General features: G+C 49.0%; 15 protein-coding genes. All 15 read right to left on the reverse strand.

Going from position 1 to position 17,428, the window contains the following annotated elements; translation table 11 throughout:
- Window positions 1–54: 54 nt before the first annotated feature.
- The 15 genes from lgt to aspS all read right to left on the reverse strand — a co-directional run bounded on the left by lgt (window position 55) and on the right by aspS (window position 17,346).
- Window positions 55–912 (reverse strand): prolipoprotein diacylglyceryl transferase, encoded by an 858-nt coding sequence (gene lgt / locus LRP57_RS07050; protein WP_231205833.1) that lies wholly within the window; start codon window positions 910–912, stop codon window positions 55–57.
- Window positions 909–1,718, reverse strand: a complete 810-nt coding sequence (gene trpA, locus LRP57_RS07055) for a tryptophan synthase subunit alpha (protein WP_231205834.1) — start codon at window positions 1,716–1,718, stop codon at window positions 909–911. The genes lgt and trpA overlap by 4 nt, the downstream gene beginning before the upstream one ends.
- Complete coding sequence (gene trpB / locus LRP57_RS07060) at window positions 1,718–2,995, reverse strand: tryptophan synthase subunit beta (protein WP_442984715.1); 1,278 nt, start codon at window positions 2,993–2,995, stop codon at window positions 1,718–1,720. The genes trpA and trpB overlap by 1 nt, the downstream gene beginning before the upstream one ends.
- Complete coding sequence (gene trpC, locus LRP57_RS07065) at window positions 2,992–3,843, reverse strand: indole-3-glycerol phosphate synthase TrpC (RefSeq protein WP_231205835.1); 852 nt, start codon at window positions 3,841–3,843, stop codon at window positions 2,992–2,994. The genes trpB and trpC overlap by 4 nt, the downstream gene beginning before the upstream one ends.
- A 56-nt stretch (window positions 3,844–3,899) precedes the next feature.
- Window positions 3,900–5,501, reverse strand: coding sequence for a chorismate-binding protein (locus tag LRP57_RS07070; protein WP_231205836.1), 1,602 nt, complete (start codon window positions 5,499–5,501; stop codon window positions 3,900–3,902).
- Window positions 5,498–5,857, reverse strand: a complete 360-nt coding sequence (hisI, locus tag LRP57_RS07075; protein ID WP_231205837.1) for a phosphoribosyl-AMP cyclohydrolase — start codon at window positions 5,855–5,857, stop codon at window positions 5,498–5,500. Before hisI ends, LRP57_RS07070 begins: the two co-directional genes overlap by 4 nt.
- Window positions 5,858–5,965: 108 nt before the next feature.
- Entirely contained in the window at window positions 5,966–6,661 is a 696-nt protein-coding gene (locus LRP57_RS07080) for a prepilin peptidase (RefSeq protein WP_231205838.1), read from the reverse strand.
- Entirely contained in the window at window positions 6,651–7,502 is an 852-nt protein-coding gene (locus LRP57_RS07085) for a shikimate dehydrogenase (protein ID WP_231205889.1), read from the reverse strand. Before LRP57_RS07085 ends, LRP57_RS07080 begins: the two co-directional genes overlap by 11 nt.
- Window positions 7,502–8,752 (reverse strand): endolytic transglycosylase MltG, encoded by a 1,251-nt coding sequence (mltG, locus tag LRP57_RS07090; RefSeq protein ID WP_231205839.1) that lies wholly within the window; start codon window positions 8,750–8,752, stop codon window positions 7,502–7,504. Before mltG ends, LRP57_RS07085 begins: the two co-directional genes overlap by 1 nt.
- Window positions 8,749–9,240, reverse strand: coding sequence for a Holliday junction resolvase RuvX (ruvX, locus tag LRP57_RS07095; protein WP_231205840.1), 492 nt, complete (start codon window positions 9,238–9,240; stop codon window positions 8,749–8,751). Before ruvX ends, mltG begins: the two co-directional genes overlap by 4 nt.
- Complete coding sequence (gene alaS, locus LRP57_RS07100; RefSeq protein ID WP_231205841.1) at window positions 9,240–11,942, reverse strand: alanine--tRNA ligase; 2,703 nt, start codon at window positions 11,940–11,942, stop codon at window positions 9,240–9,242. Before alaS ends, ruvX begins: the two co-directional genes overlap by 1 nt.
- A 115-nt stretch (window positions 11,943–12,057) precedes the next feature.
- Window positions 12,058–12,681, reverse strand: coding sequence for a 30S ribosomal protein S4 (rpsD, locus tag LRP57_RS07105; RefSeq protein WP_231205842.1), 624 nt, complete (start codon window positions 12,679–12,681; stop codon window positions 12,058–12,060).
- Window positions 12,682–12,826: 145 nt separating this feature from the next.
- Window positions 12,827–14,170: a replication-associated recombination protein A gene (locus tag LRP57_RS07110; RefSeq protein ID WP_231205843.1), complete on the reverse strand. Its 1,344-nt coding sequence runs from the start codon at window positions 14,168–14,170 to the stop codon at window positions 12,827–12,829.
- 428 nt (window positions 14,171–14,598) lie between these two features.
- The gene (locus tag LRP57_RS07115; RefSeq protein WP_231205844.1) at window positions 14,599–15,216 is read right to left on the reverse strand and encodes an L-threonylcarbamoyladenylate synthase; all 618 of its coding nucleotides are present in this window, start codon (window positions 15,214–15,216) and stop codon (window positions 14,599–14,601) included.
- 306 nt (window positions 15,217–15,522) lie between these two features.
- Window positions 15,523–17,346: an aspartate--tRNA ligase gene (gene aspS, locus LRP57_RS07120; protein WP_231205845.1), complete on the reverse strand. Its 1,824-nt coding sequence runs from the start codon at window positions 17,344–17,346 to the stop codon at window positions 15,523–15,525.
- Window positions 17,347–17,428 lie beyond the last annotated feature (82 nt).

Consider the following 17,428-nt stretch of genomic DNA (forward strand, 5'->3'; position numbering starts at 1 on the left):
CGGATGATTCACATGAATTCAACAGACCTCATGCAGCCCACGGCAACGGCTATCTTATTTATCACCTTCGACTGGCTTCACAGGCAATTCTTCCGCATGAACTAAACGATCAGCCGCATGACGACCAGCCAGCACAATGGCAAGAACACCAATGACAAGCCCACAAAGTGAAGCCCAAATATTGAGGCGTAAACCCCAAAAAACATGTGCAGGATCTATACGCAAATACTCCACCCACATACGTCCTAATGGGTAGGCAATTAAATACATACCAAATACCTGACCACCTTGAAGACGATCACATAAACGCCTCTCAAGCACAATCACAACCCCCGCAGCAGCAAGGTTCCACAGGCTTTCATACAAAAAAGTCGGATGAAAAAGCGTATCCACCGCATAACCAGCAGGCATATGCTGAGCATCAATGCGCAAACCCCACGGAACAGTCGTCGGCGCACCAAAAAGTTCCTGATTAAACCAATTTCCCCAACGACCAATTGCCTGAGCAACCAACAAAGCAGGCGCAATCGAATCAGCAACCGGACCTAAACGGGCACCTGAACGCCTCAAAGCAAACCATGCGCCAGCCGCACCAAAAATCACACCGCCCCAAATACCTAACCCGCCTTCCCAAATGTAGAGAATACGCACAAGGCTCCCTTGAGAACCAAAATAGTTCTCTGGCGAAGTAATCACATGATACAAACGTGCACCAACAATGCCACACGGGATTGCCCATAAAGCTGCGTCAAAGAGCACATCAGGATCTCCTCCCCGTCGTGCATACCGCCGAGAAGACCACCACACTGCAAAAATCATGCCGCAGGCAATGAGAATACCGTAAGCACGTAAAGGAACAGGTCCCAACCACAGCACACCATACGCAGGCGAAGGAATATATGTAGGAATCATCGACGCGCTCCTCGCACACCAGAAGCCAAATCAGAAGCCACATCTTTCAAGTGACGTAAAGCACGCCCCTGATCCACTTCACATAACGCCCTCACAAGAGCAGACCCTACAATCACCCCATCAGCATATGTGCCAATCTCACGCGCCTGCATAGCTGAAGAAACTCCTAAGCCCACACATACACGCTGAGCCCCTGCCTGACGAGTACGCTCCACCAAAGGTTGTACCTGCAGTCCCACACTGGAACGCTCCCCTGTTACCCCCATAGATGAAGCAGCATAAACCCACCCTCGGGAATGCTCAGCGATTAAACGCAAGCGATGCTGCGGAGAGGACGGAGCCGTCAAATACACCCGCTCTAAACCATGAAGATCTGACGCAGCTTCCCATTCAGCGCCTTCTTCGGGAGGTAAATCAGGCGTGATAAGACCAGCTCCACCTGCTGCAGCAAAATCCGCAGCAAAACGTTCCACCCCATACCATTCCACAGGATTCCAGTAAGTCATCGACAAAGTAGCAATCCCGTAAGACGTAAGCTCATCAACAGCATGAAAAAGATCTTCTAAATGCGTACCACGTTCCAAAGCAACAGAAGTCGCATGCTGGATTACAGGACCATCCATAGCCGGATCAGAATAAGGAAAACCCAACTCGATCACATCAAAACCACAATCTGCAAGGACTTTCCCCGCGCAAATTGAAAGATCAACCGTTGGGAAACCCACAGGAATATAGCCAATCAAAGCAGCATCTGCGCGTTCCACGGCAGCATCAATAGCTGTCCCGCTCAATAGCTGTGTTCCCATTAAGCGCCTCTTTCCTCATTGCGACTTTCGTTGCTTTGCTGAGCAGGATCAATTACCCGTTCATCAGCCTGACCCAGGCCAAACCAGGACGAAGCAGTATCCACATCTTTATCACCACGACCAGACAAAGTCACCACAGCAATAGGCTCCTGACCGGCAGACCACGGAGCATCGTGCCTACGTTGCATCGCCCACTGACGTACACCTGCTAAAGCATGAGAAGATTCAATAGCTGGAATAATGCCTTCTGTACGACACAAACGCAAGAAAGCATCCATAGCTGCCTCATCAGTCACCGGAATATACTGCGCACGTCCCGTTGAAGCCAGCCACGCATGTTCAGGCCCAACCCCCGGATAATCTAAACCCGCTGAAATCGAATGAGAAGCCTTTGTTTGCCCATCGCGTTCCTGTAAAACATACGTGCGCGCCCCATGAAGTACACCCACTTCATCAGCCGTAATAGAAGCAGCATGACGACCAGTTTCTACACCATCACCAGCAGCCTCACAACCAAGAAGTTCCACACCTTCATCATCAATAAAAGCAGCAAAACTCCCTATCGCATTAGAGCCACCACCCACACAAGCGCATACCACATCAGGAAGACGACCTGTACATTCCAAGATTTGCGCACGTGCTTCATCACTAATCACACGCTGAATATCACGCACAATTGTCGGGAAAGGATGAGGGCCGGCAGCAGTCCCAAAAATATAGTTCGTATTTTCCACATGAGTAACCCAGTCGCGGAAAGCCTCATTAATCGCATCTTTTAATGTCTGCGATCCCTGCGTCACCGCAACAACCTCTGCACCCAGCATCTGCATTCGAGCCACGTTCAACGCTTGCCTCTGCGTATCCTCACGCCCCATATATATTGTGCAATCCAAACCCAAAAGCGCAGCAGCTGTTGCCGTAGCAACTCCATGCTGACCGGCACCAGTTTCAGCAATCACACGAGTTTTGCCAAGCTCTTTTGTCAACAAAGCTTGACCCAAAACATTATTAATCTTATGAGAACCCGTGTGATTGAGATCTTCACGTTTAATAAAGACTCGGACGCCACCCAAATCCTCAGCAAAACGCGGAATTTCTGTCAATAACGAAGGACGACCCGCATAATCACGTAGCAAAGCATCTAAACGCCCACGAAAAGCAGGATCAGCCCACACTCGCCTCCACGCGGCTTCGATTTCTTCTAGCGGCCCCATTAATGACTCGGCAACAAAACGACCGCCGAAACGACCAAAATAAGGATTCAATGCCATACTCATTTCAGGTTCTCCTGTCGCGCAGCACGAATCCGTGCTTTCCTATCCGCACGTAACGCAGGATGTTGTCCCGCGCTCACCATATCAGCGACACTTTCCAAAGGATTACCGGACTTAACAAGTGCTTCACCAACAAGCACCGCATCAGCACCCACATTCGCGTACTCTAAAAGATCTTTCGTCCCGCGAACACCCGATTCAGCCACCGCAATCACATCCTGAGGAATCACATCAATGACCTGTTCAACAGTGTCACGATCAACCTCTAAAGTCTTTAAATTACGCGCATTCACACCAATAACACGCGCCCCTGCATCTAAAGCACGTAAAGCCTCTAAACGTGAATGAGTTTCTACCAGAGCAACCATTCCAAGCGAATGTACACGATCCAGCAAAGACACCAACGCGGGCTGTTCAAGGGCAGCGACAATGAGAAGGACAATATCAGCCCCATGCGCACGTGCTTCATGCACTTGATACGGGGTCACAATAAAGTCTTTTCGTAAAATAGGAATATCCACTCGGGCACGTACCGCGTCCAGATCTGCTAAAGACCCACGAAAACGCCGTTGCTCTGTTAACACAGAAATGGCAGTAGCCCCACCTTGTTCATACAACGCTGCAAGAGCAGCAGGATCAGGAATATCAGCTAACTCGCCTTTGGACGGTGAGGAACGTTTCACCTCTGCAATCAAAGAAACAGCACCCGGACGAGCGTGGAAAGCCGCCAAAGCATCACGCGCATCCGGCGCACGCTGAGCACGTTCCTTAATAACGTCCATAGGGACACGAGACTCGCGTTCTTTCAGATCTTCCAAAACTCCAACGATGATGTCATCAAGAACAGTCATTGCTGAGCCTCCTCTCGTGGCCTCGTGTGCATGGTATCGCTGCGTTCTGACTTCTTTCAGTGACGACCGTCATCTGAGCGTCCAACATTTTCATATGACACAGGATGCATACGTGAAGCAGTCATCACAGCACTCACAGCAGCCGCAGCCTTATTCCGTGTTTCCTGATACTCCGTTTCAGGAACAGAATCTGCCACAATACCGGCACCTGCCTGTACGGAAGCAACTCCCTGATAAAGATGAGCAGTCCGAATTGCAATCGCAAGATCAGCTTCCCCACTTAAATCAAAGTAGCCCACCACTCCCCCATAGACACCGCGAGCAGCCGGTTCCAGCATGTCAATCAAACGTATCGCACGTGGTTTAGGCGCACCTGATAAAGTCCCCGCAGGAAAAGTAGCCACCAAAGCATCCAAAGCATCCACATCCGAGCGCAAACACCCTGTGACAGTTGAGGAAATATGTTGAATATGCGAAAAACGTTTAATTTCCATCAACGTTTCAACTTCAACTGTCGCAGGATCACACACCTTAGATAAGTCATTACGCGCTAAGTCCACAAGCATGACATGTTCTGAAAGTTCTTTCGGATCATGTAAAAGTTCTTCTGCTAACTTCTGATCTTCACTAAAAGTAGCCCCACGAGGACGAGAACCAGCAATCGGATAAGTCCACACACGCCCTTTGCGAGTTTTCATCAGAGTTTCCGGTGAAGACCCCACAACTTCAAAAGAATCACCGCGCCCATCCGGTAAACGAAGATAATACATATACGGCGACGGATTCACCGTGCGTAAAACCCTGTACACATTCACACCATCAACATCAGTGTGTACATCTGCTCGCTGAGACAAAACAAGCTGGAATACTTCACCTTCACGAATCGCTTCTTTTGCTGCAATCACTGTTGATTCAAAATCCACCTGACTTGTGCGATGTGCCACCACTGGGATATTTTCTTCATTCCCATTCACAGGTAAAGCAAAAACAGCTGGTGTTAAAGGAGTAGTCAGGTCACGACACATCGTATCGAGACGTTCCACAGCCTGCGTATAAGCTTCATCTGCTCCCTCATCAGAACCGTTCAAATTCCACGCATTTGCGATAAGCCATACAGAACCATCATGATGATCCAGAGCAACAACCTCCGTTGCAAGACACAGTACTGCGTCAGGAACTTGCCGCTCACAAGGAGCAACAGGAACTAATGTCGGTTCCCACTCGGGAATAATTCCCCATCCAAGAGCACCAACTAATGCTCCAGTGAGAGGCGGCAAACCCGGTATCTGTTCAGCTTTTAAGGTGCGTAAAGCTGAATGAACAACCTCAAGAAAAGTCCCTTCAGGCACAGCGCCCGCTGGCACAGTCCCCGTCCAGCGAGCACGCCCACCCTCAGCAATAATGGACGATCCACTACCGGCACCAATAAAAGACCAGCGTCCCCACGCGCCATCATGTTCAGCAGATTCAAGGATAAAAGTTCCCTCACGGTGAGCAGCGAGCTGACGATAAACCCCGACAGCACTTAACTCATCCGCAAGGAAACGACGTACCACAGGAATCACGCGTCGCTGCGTTGCAAGCTCGTGAAATTCCTCGCGGGAAGGCCATGTTTGTCCCCACTGTACAGTCACTGACTCATGATTTTTCTGGCTCATCTGTTCTCCCGTGAAATACATTGCAAGGGTCCACCCTCATCAAAACATGACGTTTTTCCTGTATGGCAGGCTGCTCCTACCTGATCGACAGCAATCAAAAGAGCATCACCATCACAATCAATCTCAACAGATTTCACCCATTGATAATGACCTGATGTATCACCTTTACGCCAATACTCCTGGCGGGAGCGTGACCAAAACGTGACCCTGCCCTCGGTTAATGTACGAGAGAGAGCCTCGTCATCCATCCACCCCAGCATCAAAACTTTTTTCGTATCGTCATGCTGAATAATCGCAGCAACAAGACCATCTTCATTTCGTTTGAGGCGAGAAGCCACACTTGCATCTAAAGTCACGGTCCTATCCTGTCACTTCGCAGCGTCTATGGGGCAATGTGTCCGCACGATCTGGCGCAGGTCCCCTCGGTCAAAGACACGTAAAAGAAAATCTTATGTGATACGCGCCTACAACCAATCGGGAATAACACCCCACAGAAGATAGGATAACAGTGCAGAACCTATAAGCCACGGTCCCATAGGAATCCGCGTATCCGTTCCCGCTTGACCTGTGACTATATGAGTGAGAGCCGCCAAGCCTGCTGCAACAAAGGACAAAATTAAGGCTGTTAAAGCTGCTTGTATTCCAAGGATACCCAGCATCGCACCCAAAACTGGAGCAAGTTTCACATCACCTTTACCCATACCATGAGGAATACGGGAAGCACACCACAATGGCACCAACCACAAAAGTGCTCCTGTCATCACTTTCCCCAGTAAAACAAATGGTTGAGCCGCAGTGAGGCCAGCTAAAAAAATACCTGAGATCACACCACATGCCATCACTGCGGTGTAGGTATCAGGGAGCTGATGAGTTCGAGCATCAACAACTGATGACACGACCCCCACCATGGCGACTGCAACCAAAGCAGGCGAAGCAGGTCTTTGCTCAGCGGCAACCACCATCACAGCACCAATGATTGCACACATCCACCAAAGAGGAATTCGTCGGAGAGGTGTTAAAAGCGAAGCAATAAAATAACGACGTTGCACTTTCCAGCCTTTGAACCACATCCATGCGGCAATCAGCACCCACGTCATAAAACCCGACACAAGCGGAGTCTCCACGTGGGAAGCAATGAAATCACGAATGTCATTCAGCATGTGTGGCTGCTTCTCGGTGACGTTCAAGAGCGTGGCGCATCACTTCATAGTGAACGTCATAGCCAGTCATTAGGCGTACTTGCTGAATCGCTTGGAATATCAGCATATCCAGACCATGAGCAATCAGGCCACCCCCATGCCGCCATGCAGCCACAAGATCAGTTGTCATTGGCGCGTACACCACATCTAAAAGTATGCGCCCATGCGTGTCTGCCAGATGAGGAGCTAATGAATCGCATACATGCGCGGGGACAGTTGATACAACGATATCGGCCATTGAAAGGGCTCGAATCACCTGAAGATCATCATTCCATAAGATCTGATGAATAGTGATACCTAAACGTGAAGCGGCAACAACTACAGAATTGGGGCCTGCAAAACGCCGCGCCACCACATAAATATCGCGTATTCCCATAGTGCCCACTGCCGCTAAAGCAGAACATGCTGTTGCACCAGAGCCTAAAATAACTGCTGTTCGAGGATGCGTTCCCACTGGGATCACGCTGTGCAATGCTCTTTCAATACCAAAAACATCTGTATTAAAACCGGTCAAAACACCGCCTGAAGGAATCAGCGTATTCACAGAACCAACGGCCTGAGCAAGCGGATCAATGACATCCAAGAATGGAATAATCGCCTGCTTACACGGCATTGTCACAGACAATCCACGGCAGTGTTCATCTAATCCAGTAATCAGCGAAGCAAGCCCCTGAGCATCACATTCGATACGCCGGTAGTCCCATCCTTGTGAGCCGATAGGAGTATGTTCCCAAGCAGCACGATGAAGCACCGGCGACAAACTGTGCTCAATAGGCGAGCCAATAACAGCAGCCCACGGCATCAGCATTTACCGCGGTGTGTACGGCAGTATTCTTTGAATATATCGACGTTTTGATTCTGTTCAGCCAAGGTTTCAGCAAAAAGCGTTTCCCCGGTTTCAAGATTCACAGTCGTAAAGTAAAGCCAGTTACCTGCAGCCGGTGACAAAACAGCTTTTATCGTTGTTAATGATGGTTGGGAAATTGGAGTCGGAGGCAATCCTGCATGCAAATACGTATTGTACGGATTGTCATTATTGAGGTCCTCAGAGGTGGGAACACCACCGGTCTTTCCGACACCGTACAGCACAGTTGAATCCATCTGCAGTCTCCCGCGAGTTTCGGCTTCTGGATTATTCAGGCGGTTTTCAATCACACGTGCCACTTTTGACATGTATTCTTTTAGATTCACTTCTCTTTCAAGAATAGATGCCTTGATAAGAACAGTTTCTCTGTCAGCAGGCGGGACAGATAAAGAATCTAGCTGTGTAATGGTTGCAGAAATCATCTTTGCGAAAATCGTGGCAGGAGTATCACTTGTTGCCAGCTCATATGCTCCTGGTGCTAACCATCCTTCAACATTTCCTTTTGCTTCAACAGGCAAGCCCAAAGCGGCTGTATCTTGTAAAGCTGCATTTACTTCCTCAACGGAGAATTTACTCACTGAAGTAAAACGATCAACAATTTGTTTCAGAGTTTCACCAGAATTTACAGTCACTGTGTTATCTGTACGATTCGCACTATCTAATAAGTCAGCAACCGCTTGAGAAGCATTCATCTTTTGCTTCAATGTGTAAGTTCCCGGCCTAATAGAAGACGCTGCTTTATTTGATTCCCATGCCCGAATAAAAGCAGCAAGAGATTTCACCACATCGGCTTGGACGAGTTTATTTCCGATATCTGTACCTGTTTCACCGGATTCAACGACAACTTCGACGCTTCCCGTTCCTGGACCAGGGTAATCATCAGCAACTGTTAATTTTTGGGCATCGTTTGTAAGCGCATACCACGCATAGTTCAAAGCCACACCGATAAGAGCTAAAACACATACAAGCACAATGAAAGACCTGATACGACGATTACGGCGACGCCTACGTGCCCGACGGCGTTCATGTTCAAGACGACGAGAACGCATACCTGTCGTTTCAATACTCACAGGAGGAGCGCTCATAGGAGTAGGCACAGAAGATTCAGAGGTATATCCTCGTTCTGCTGGACTCATATCTCGACGAGAACGCATTGGCGGCCTACGTAAAGGTTCGTTATCAGTCACGGGGTTCCTTTTCCCTTCTGTTCGGGACTTTCAAGTACGTCACCGGGTGGATTTCCACTCATACGTTCTATTTCAAGTGCGTGTTCAAGAATAATTTGTGCCGCAACTTGATCGACTATTTCACGGTGGCTACGTTCACAACGACCAGCCGCACGTAAACGCTGATGAGCCTGATGTGATGTGAGACGTTCATCAACAAAAGCAACACGAATATGAGGGAGACTTTTTTTAATGCGCCGCGCGTAACGGCGTGCACCTTTAGCTGAAATCCCTTCACCACCTGCTAAATGCCGAGGAAGTCCCACAATAATTTCCATAACATCGTATTCTTCAACGAGGGAAATCAGGCGCTCAAATTCACTTCCATCATCAACTCTATGCAATGTTTCCAGAGGAAAAGTCATGATAGCTTCAGGGTCTGTGCGGGCCAGCCCAATACGGACTGTCCCCACATCAACCCCTAGACGTGTTCCTCGTCGAAAAGCCACTACGCTAACAACTCCGCTTCCACAGCTGATAACGCAGTATCAATAGCGGAGATATCCTGTCCCCCACCTTGAGCGATATCATCACGACCACCGCCGCCGCCGCCAAGAATCTTAGAAGCAAGGCGCACAAGCGAACCAGCTTTCAGTGCACGATCACGGGCAAGCGTATTTGTCACTGCAATCACAGATGGTTTGCCCGACACAATACCAATAAGAATCACAACAGCTGCACGCTGTTCCCCTAAACGGTCACGTACGTCTAGCGCCAGACTACGTAACACATCAGCCGAAGGCATTTCACCAACGGTCGCTCGAACAAAATTCACCTGCCCTAAAGAAACCGCGCTCGCTGCCAATTCAGCACCCCGAGCTAAAGCCTGTGCGGTGCGTACACGATCCAGTTCTTTTTCTGCCTCACGCAGTTTCGCAACCAAAGATTCCACACGAGCCGGTAAATCTTCAGCTTTCCCACCTAAAATGCTGCTGATCTGGGAAACTAAGGCATGTTCTTTCGCTTGGTACTTATATGCGCCATCAGCAACTAAAGCATCAATACGACGCACACCTGAACCGATGGAACCTTCACCTACCACGGCAACACGGCCAATAAGACCGGTGGCAGACACGTGCGTACCTGCACATAATTCCTTTGACCAGTCACCGCCGATAGAAACCACACGAACATGAGAACCGTATTTTTCACCAAATAATGCCATCGCACCCATAGCACGCGCCTGTTCAATAGGCATGACTTCATCTGTCACCAGCATATTTTCAGTAAGTTTTTCATTAAGTAAGGACTCAATATCCGACATCTGTGAAGACGTCAGTGCGGCAGAATGACGGAAGTCAAAACGCAAGCGTGAGGGTGAATTTTCTGAACCTGCCTGATTCGCATCTGCAGAAACTACCTCATGCAATGCCTTGTGCACCATATGTGTCGCAGTATGCGCCCGAGCAATAGCCATACGACGTTCAGTATCAATTTCAGCCCACGCATTCATCCCCTGCACCACAGTTCCCTCGGTGACAGTACCACGGTGAACTGATAAGCCTTTGAGGGGGGCTTGTACATCATGCACTTCAATGACCGCGCCGTTTTCTAAGCGAATTGTCCCTTGGTCGGCAAGCTGACCACCCATTTCTGCCCAGAAAGGTGTGCGATCCAAAACTATTTCAACTTCTGCCGGTGCTTCCACAGCAGATGTCGGCACTCCCTCAACAAGAACAGCTTCCACACGCGCTGACGCGGCTGTTTCCGTGTAGCCAAGGAACTGCGATCCGCCGCCCATAGCTTTTTCAATATCATGGAACACTCGCACATCTGTGTGACCACTCTTTTTAGCGCGAGCATCAGCACGAGCACGTTCTTTCTGTTCCTGCATGAGGCTACGGAAACCCTCTTCATCAACGCTGAGCCCTTGCTCCGCAGCCATTTCAAGAGTCAAGTCAATGGGGAAACCGTATGTATCATGCAAAGAGAAAGCGCTATCGCCTGACAGTACAGTTGAGCCAGCAGCTTTCGCTTGACTCACAGCCGTATCAAGGATCGTTGTTCCTGCGCTTAAAGTCCGGCGGAAAGCATCTTCTTCAGCGTATGCTACATCTTGAATTGTCTGCCATTGTGTTTCCAGTTCAGGATACGAGGCTTTCATTGCTTCTTTTGAAGCTGTCAGCAGGGTCGGCAAAGTTGCTTCATCTATGCCAAGCAGACGCATAGACCGTACCGCACGACGAATAAGACGACGCAGAACATAGCCACGCCCATCATTACCTGGACGCACACCATCACTAATCAGCATTAAAGCGGAACGCACATGGTCAGCAACTACACGCATCCGTACATCATCTTCGTATGCGGCGCCAGCTTGTGGGCCAGCAGCTCCACGCCCGTAGGTTTTCCCTGTCATTTCTTGCGCCGCCACAATCACGGGGAAAACTTCATCAATTTCGTACATATTCGGTTTGTCTTGAAGAACAAAAGACAAACGTTCCAAACCTGCACCTGTATCGATTGCTTTCGATTCCAGTTCACCCAGCAACGGGTAGTCTTTACCTTGGCCTTCACCACGTAAGAACTGATCGAATACGAGGTTCCACACTTCAAGGTAACGGTCGCCACCTGGGTCAACGGTTCCACCAACGGCCTCTGGACCATAAGCAGGACCACGATCGTAGTGCCATTCTGCGCATGGACCAGCAGGACCAGGCTGTCCTGTATCCCAGAAGATATCATGACGAGGGAGGCGCACAATATGGTGCGGATCCATACCGATCACGCGGGTAAGGTGATCGTAGGACACGTCATCTTGGTCCCAGATCGTTACCCAAAAACGATCCCCGTCAAGTCCGTAGCGCCCCTCATCCACACTGCCAGTTAAAAGCTCCCACGCGAAATCAATGGCACCTTCTTTGAAATAATCGCCGAAAGAAAAATTGCCATTCATCTGGAAGAACGTGCCGTGGCGCGTAGTTTTACCTACGTTATCAATGTCATTCGTGCGAATACATTTTTGAACAGAGGCAGCCCGCGGCCATGGCGCTGGCTCAGTTCCCACAATGTAGGGAATAAAAGGCACCATACCGGCAATTGTGAAAAGAATTGACGGGTCAGGCGAAATCAACGGAACCGACGGAGCAATGTGATGATCTTTGGAAGCAAAGTAGTCCAGCCAGCGGCTGCGAATTTCAGAGGTGCGCATAAGTCCTCATCGTAGTTGGATAAAAGGCCTGTGAATAGGTGAAAGGGCCTGTGTAAGGAAAACTGTAAGGACGAAACCCCGGAAGCCATAGACTCCCGGGGCTACACGTGATATGTCAGCGTGAGTAGTGTTCGACGACCATCTGCACATCACAGGTGACCGGAACTTCAGCACGCTTGGGACGGCGAACGAGAACTGCTTTGAGGCGTTCAAGTTCCACATTCAGATATTCAGGAACAGCAGGCAAAACATCACGGTGGATACCTTGAGCAGCAATCTCAAAAGGAACCGTGGTTTGTGACTTCGGCTTTACCTGAATGACCTGACCTGGCTTTACGCGGAAAGAAGGACGGTCAACGATCTTGCCATCAACAAGGATGTGACGGTGAACAACGACCTGACGAGCTTGCTGAATGGTGCGTGCAAAGCCAGAGCGCAATACCAGTGCATCCAAACGCATTTCAAGCAGCTCAACAAGGTTTTCACCGGTCAGACCAGTGGTACGACGTGCTTCTTCGAAAAGATGACGCATCTGAGCTTCACGAATACCATACTGAGCGCGCAGACGCTGCTTTTCCTTCAGACGAACCGCGTAATCGGATTCTTGACGACGGCGGCTACGACCATGTTCACCGGGACCGTAGGGACGCTTTTCAAAATAGCGAACGGCCTTCGGAGTAAGAGCAATACCCAGAGCGCGGGATTCACGCACTTGCTTGCGAGAACGCTGATTAGCCATAGTAATGGCACCTTTCCTGTTCCTTATGTCATGTCAGCAGCCTTGTGCCACTGGCACGGAGCCAACTCCCAGATTTCTCTTTCGGCTACGGCCCCAGGGAAGGCAACACACATAGCGACACTATGTACATTGCAACCCGAGTAGTCTAACGCATATCAAGTAAGTCTCTCAGCATCTGCACACGCTTAGTGAGCATTGCCTCATTACCATTTGCTGTAGGTTCGTAATACCTGCGCCCTAAGAGGTCATCAGGTAAATACTGTTGTGCCGCCACGTGATGAGGAGCATCATGCGCATACACGTATTCTTGACCATGACCCAATTGACGGGCACCACTGTAATGGGCATCACGTAAATGTAAAGGAACTGGACCGCCTTTTCCTTCACGAATATCTGCGAGCGCACGATCAATCGCTTGGTAGGCGGCATTTGATTTAGGTGCAGTAGCAACAGCAATAACTGCCTCAGAAAGTAAAATCCGAGCCTCCGGCATACCGATCATAGCGACCGCTTGAGCCGCAGCAACAGTCAGCGATAAAACCTCGGGAGCCGCCATCCCCACATCCTCTGCCGCACAAATCATCACGCGTCGAGCAATAAAACGCGGATCCTCCCCTGCTTCAATCATCCGCGCTAAATAATGTACAGCCGCATCCACATCAGAACCACGCATTGATTTAATAAAAGCCGATGCCACATCGTAGTGCTGGTCTTTATCCCACCGTACAAGCGCATGATTAGCTGCAGCTTCCACATGTTCCACATCAACTGTTGTTGCATCCATTTCACTGGCAGCAGCGACAGCAGCTTCCAACAAAGTCAGCGATTTACGCCCATCAGCTCCTGAAAGACGAATAAGTGCTTCACGTGCCATTTCAGTTAAAGACCATTTTCCTTGCAAACCACGCTCATCAACTAAAGCACGTTCTAAAAGCACTTCAATATCATGCGCACCTAAAGGGTGGAGTGTGAGCAATAAAGAACGTGAAAGCAAAGGTGAAATAACGGAAAATGAGGGGTTTTCCGTTGTAGCTGCGATGAGTGTTATCCACCTGTTTTCTACCGACGGCAGTAAAGCATCCTGTTGTGACTTAGAGAAACGATGTACTTCATCAACGAAAAGGACAGTTTCTTGTCCTGTCGCGGCGATACGACGTTTCGCCGCAGCAACTACGTCGCGTATATCTTTAACCCCTGCACTGACTGCCGACAGCTCCACAAAGAAACGTTGCCCTGCACGGGCCACCAAATAGGCAAGCGTTGTTTTTCCTGTCCCTGGAGGACCCCACAAAATCACGGATGAAAGCGCTGCACTACTTGTTCCTTGAGGTTGTAAAAGGCGACGTAAAGGTGCTCCTTGTTCCAAAAGATGCTGTTGCCCCTCAACTTCATCTACTGTCCGTGGCCGCATACGCACCGCTAAGGGAGCCTGCGAAGAAAAAGCAGGAATACCAGATTCATTTACTCCCTGGCTTTCAAAAAGATCCACTTAATCTCCTACTCGCGCTGTACTCACAAACTATTTCCATCTATCAATGGAACATCCCCATGCCACTTCACCATATATTGCTTGATGCTATTTATGCAGTATCTACGTTATCTGCGTTGCAGACCTTTAATAATGTGTCACCACTGAAGTATCGTCATCGCTCCATCAGTAAAGCTATTTCGCATGTTTTTCTAACACATTCACGCAACCATGTGAGGCTCCTGGATCTGAACACCCACATCAGACGCTACTTTTCGACCAAGATTTTCGTTACGTGAATTTACAATAATGTCGTAGATTTCATCACTGAGTATTCTCCCGAGGGGGAACATGCTCTATCAGGTGAAATTCCTCCCCTACGGGCGCAGCGAGTACGTAAAACACCTCATATGCAAGAAAGATACTTCCCTCCCACACCTGATTCCTTTTTACGAAAATAAAGAAATATCTCCCGCACCAACACGGACAATTTCAACGCTCCCCGAAGTAAAATCCACCACTGTTGTCGGCTCGCTACTTCCGACAGGCGCAGAAATCACAAGATCCACCTGATGCCCAATACGATCTTCCACCTCATAGCCATCACACAGCGGCTCTGTTTCTTCAGGCATAATGAGGGTTGAGCTTACCAGTGGCGCCCCATATGCGCGAAGAATTTCTTGCGTAATCACATGCTCAGGTAAACGTATCCCGACTGTGTGTTTCTTTTTATTGAGGGTCATACGAGGAACTTCTTTAGTGCCACGAACAATAAAAGTATATGGTCCTGGTGTTAATGCCTTAATTGTTCGAAATTCAGAATTATCAAGGATGACAAGTTCACCAATCTGAGCAAATGAATGACACAAAAGTGAAAAATTATGTTTATCGTCAAGACGACGAATCTGACGAATCAGATCCATACCGCTTTTATTTCCCAAAGCACAGGCAATCGCATATCCCGAATCTGTGGGTAAAGCGATTGTCCCAGAATTTTTGAGTATTTCCACGGTTTGAGAGATAAAACGAGTCTGAGGATTTACTGGATGCATCTCAACGTACGACATATATCCAGTGTGCCTCAGCTCTCTTCGTTTTGTCTGTTTTTCGCATACACATATCTGTTTCAGCTATCAATAAGGGCGTTCAAAAACACCTTCACTGGCGCGTCAGCAATCGCATCCACGAAGGACTTGAGGGCATGACCCCGATCCACTGTCGAAATCACGCCCTCACAGCCTAAAACACAGATATGAGTAACAGCGTCCACATTCTAAGGGAACGCCTAGAACCGTGAAACCCTCCCATATTCATCTGTTACGGCTACGTGATGCCGGGCAGATGAAAAATGTGTCTGTCATATATCTGCACCGTTACTCGGCAGATTCGTTAGGTGAGTTTTCCTGATTCTTTTCGCTTTCCTCACCGCGTTTCTTTGGTTTTGCATCCACACCTGCTTCTTTACGCTGTTGAGGCGTAATAGGGGCCGGTGCCTCTGTCAATGGGTCATAGCCACCACCAGACTTGGGGAATGCGATCACATCACGAATTGAATCTGACTTTGTCAGCAAGGAAACAATACGATCCCAACCAAAAGCAATGCCACCATGAGGCGGTGCGCCATACTTGAAAGCATTCAAAAGGAAGCCGAATTGTTCTTGCGCTTCCTCAGTTCCAATACCCATCACATCAAAGACACGTTCTTGCACATCACGACGATGGATACGGATAGAACCGCCACCAATTTCATTGCCATTACACACAATGTCGTAAGCGTAAGCCAAGGCATTACCGGGGTCTTGATCGAAAGTATCCAACCATTCAGGTTTCGGTGATGTGAAAGCATGGTGTACTGCTGTCCATGCAGAGTGTCCCAAGGCAACATCACCTTCGGCTTCAGCATCACCTGTGGGCTTAAAGAGCGGTGCATCAACAACCCATGTGAAAGCCCAAGCATCCGGGTCAATCAGGTGGCATCGCTTACCGATTTCAAGTCGAGCAGCACCTAAAAGTTCCCGTGCAGGTGTAGGTGCTCCCGCAGCAAAGAAAATACAGTCTCCTGGCTGCGCGCCTGTCGCAGCTGCCAGACCTTCACGTTCGTTTTCTGTAATGTTCTTCGCAACAGGACCACCAAGAGTACCATCTTCGGCCACAGTGACATATGCCAGTCCTTTAGCGCCACGAGCTTTCGCCCATTCCTGCCACTTATCGAAAGTACGACGAGGCTGCGAGCCGCCTCCTGGCATGACAACTGCACCGACATATGGGGCTTGGAATACACGGAAAGACGTGTCGCGGAAATACTCGGTCAGTTCTACAAGCTCATAACCAAAACGCAAATCAGGTTTATCTGAGCCATATTTTTCCATAGCCTCTGCGTAGGTTATACGCGGCAATGGTGTCGGTAAATCATAACCAATCAGTGCCCACACATTCTTCAGGACATCTTCAGCAACAGCAATGACATCATCTTGGTCAACGAAACTCATTTCAATGTCTAGCTGGGTAAATTCCGGCTGACGATCTGCACGAAAATCCTCATCACGATAACAACGGGCGATTTGGAAGTAGCGTTCCATACCGGCCACCATCAGCATTTGTTTGAACAACTGCGGGGACTGCGGCAAAGCGTACCAAGAACCTGGAGATAGTCGCGCAGGAACAATAAAGTCACGAGCACCTTCAGGAGTAGAACGAGTCAGTGTAGGAGTCTCAATTTCAATAAATTTATGCTCATAAAGAGTATCTCGGGCAGCTCGTGATACCTGTGAACGTAAACGTATGGCACGCTGCGCGCTTTCACGGCGCAAATCAAGATAGCGGTAACGTAAACGTGTTTCTTCACCAACATTCGTATCTTCTGCATGTGCAGAAATTTGGAAAGGTAACGGTGCGCATGTATTGAGGATTTCAATGTCATCACCCATGATTTCAATGGCACCCGTTGAGATTTTTGTATTCTCATTTCCCTCAGGACGGGCCATTACTTCGCCAGTTACTTTCAGAACAAATTCTGTACGCAATTCGTGTGCAACTGACTCATCACGAACAACAACTTGAACAATACCTGATGCATCACGCAAATCAACGAAAGCAACTCCTCCGTGATCGCGACGACGATCAACCCAACCAGTAAGGGTGACGGTCTGTCCAACAGATTCCAGTCCAAGTGAACCGATCTCATGTGTACGTAGCACAGTTTTTCCTTTCTTCATTACCATCCGCGAGACAGGCGGCGGCAGCACATATATTACGTTGCTTCAGGCTCATATCGCTAGG

Origin of the sequence: Schaalia sp. lx-260, from assembly GCF_021083645.1 — a bacterium.
GTDB lineage: Bacteria > Actinomycetota > Actinomycetes > Actinomycetales > Actinomycetaceae > Pauljensenia.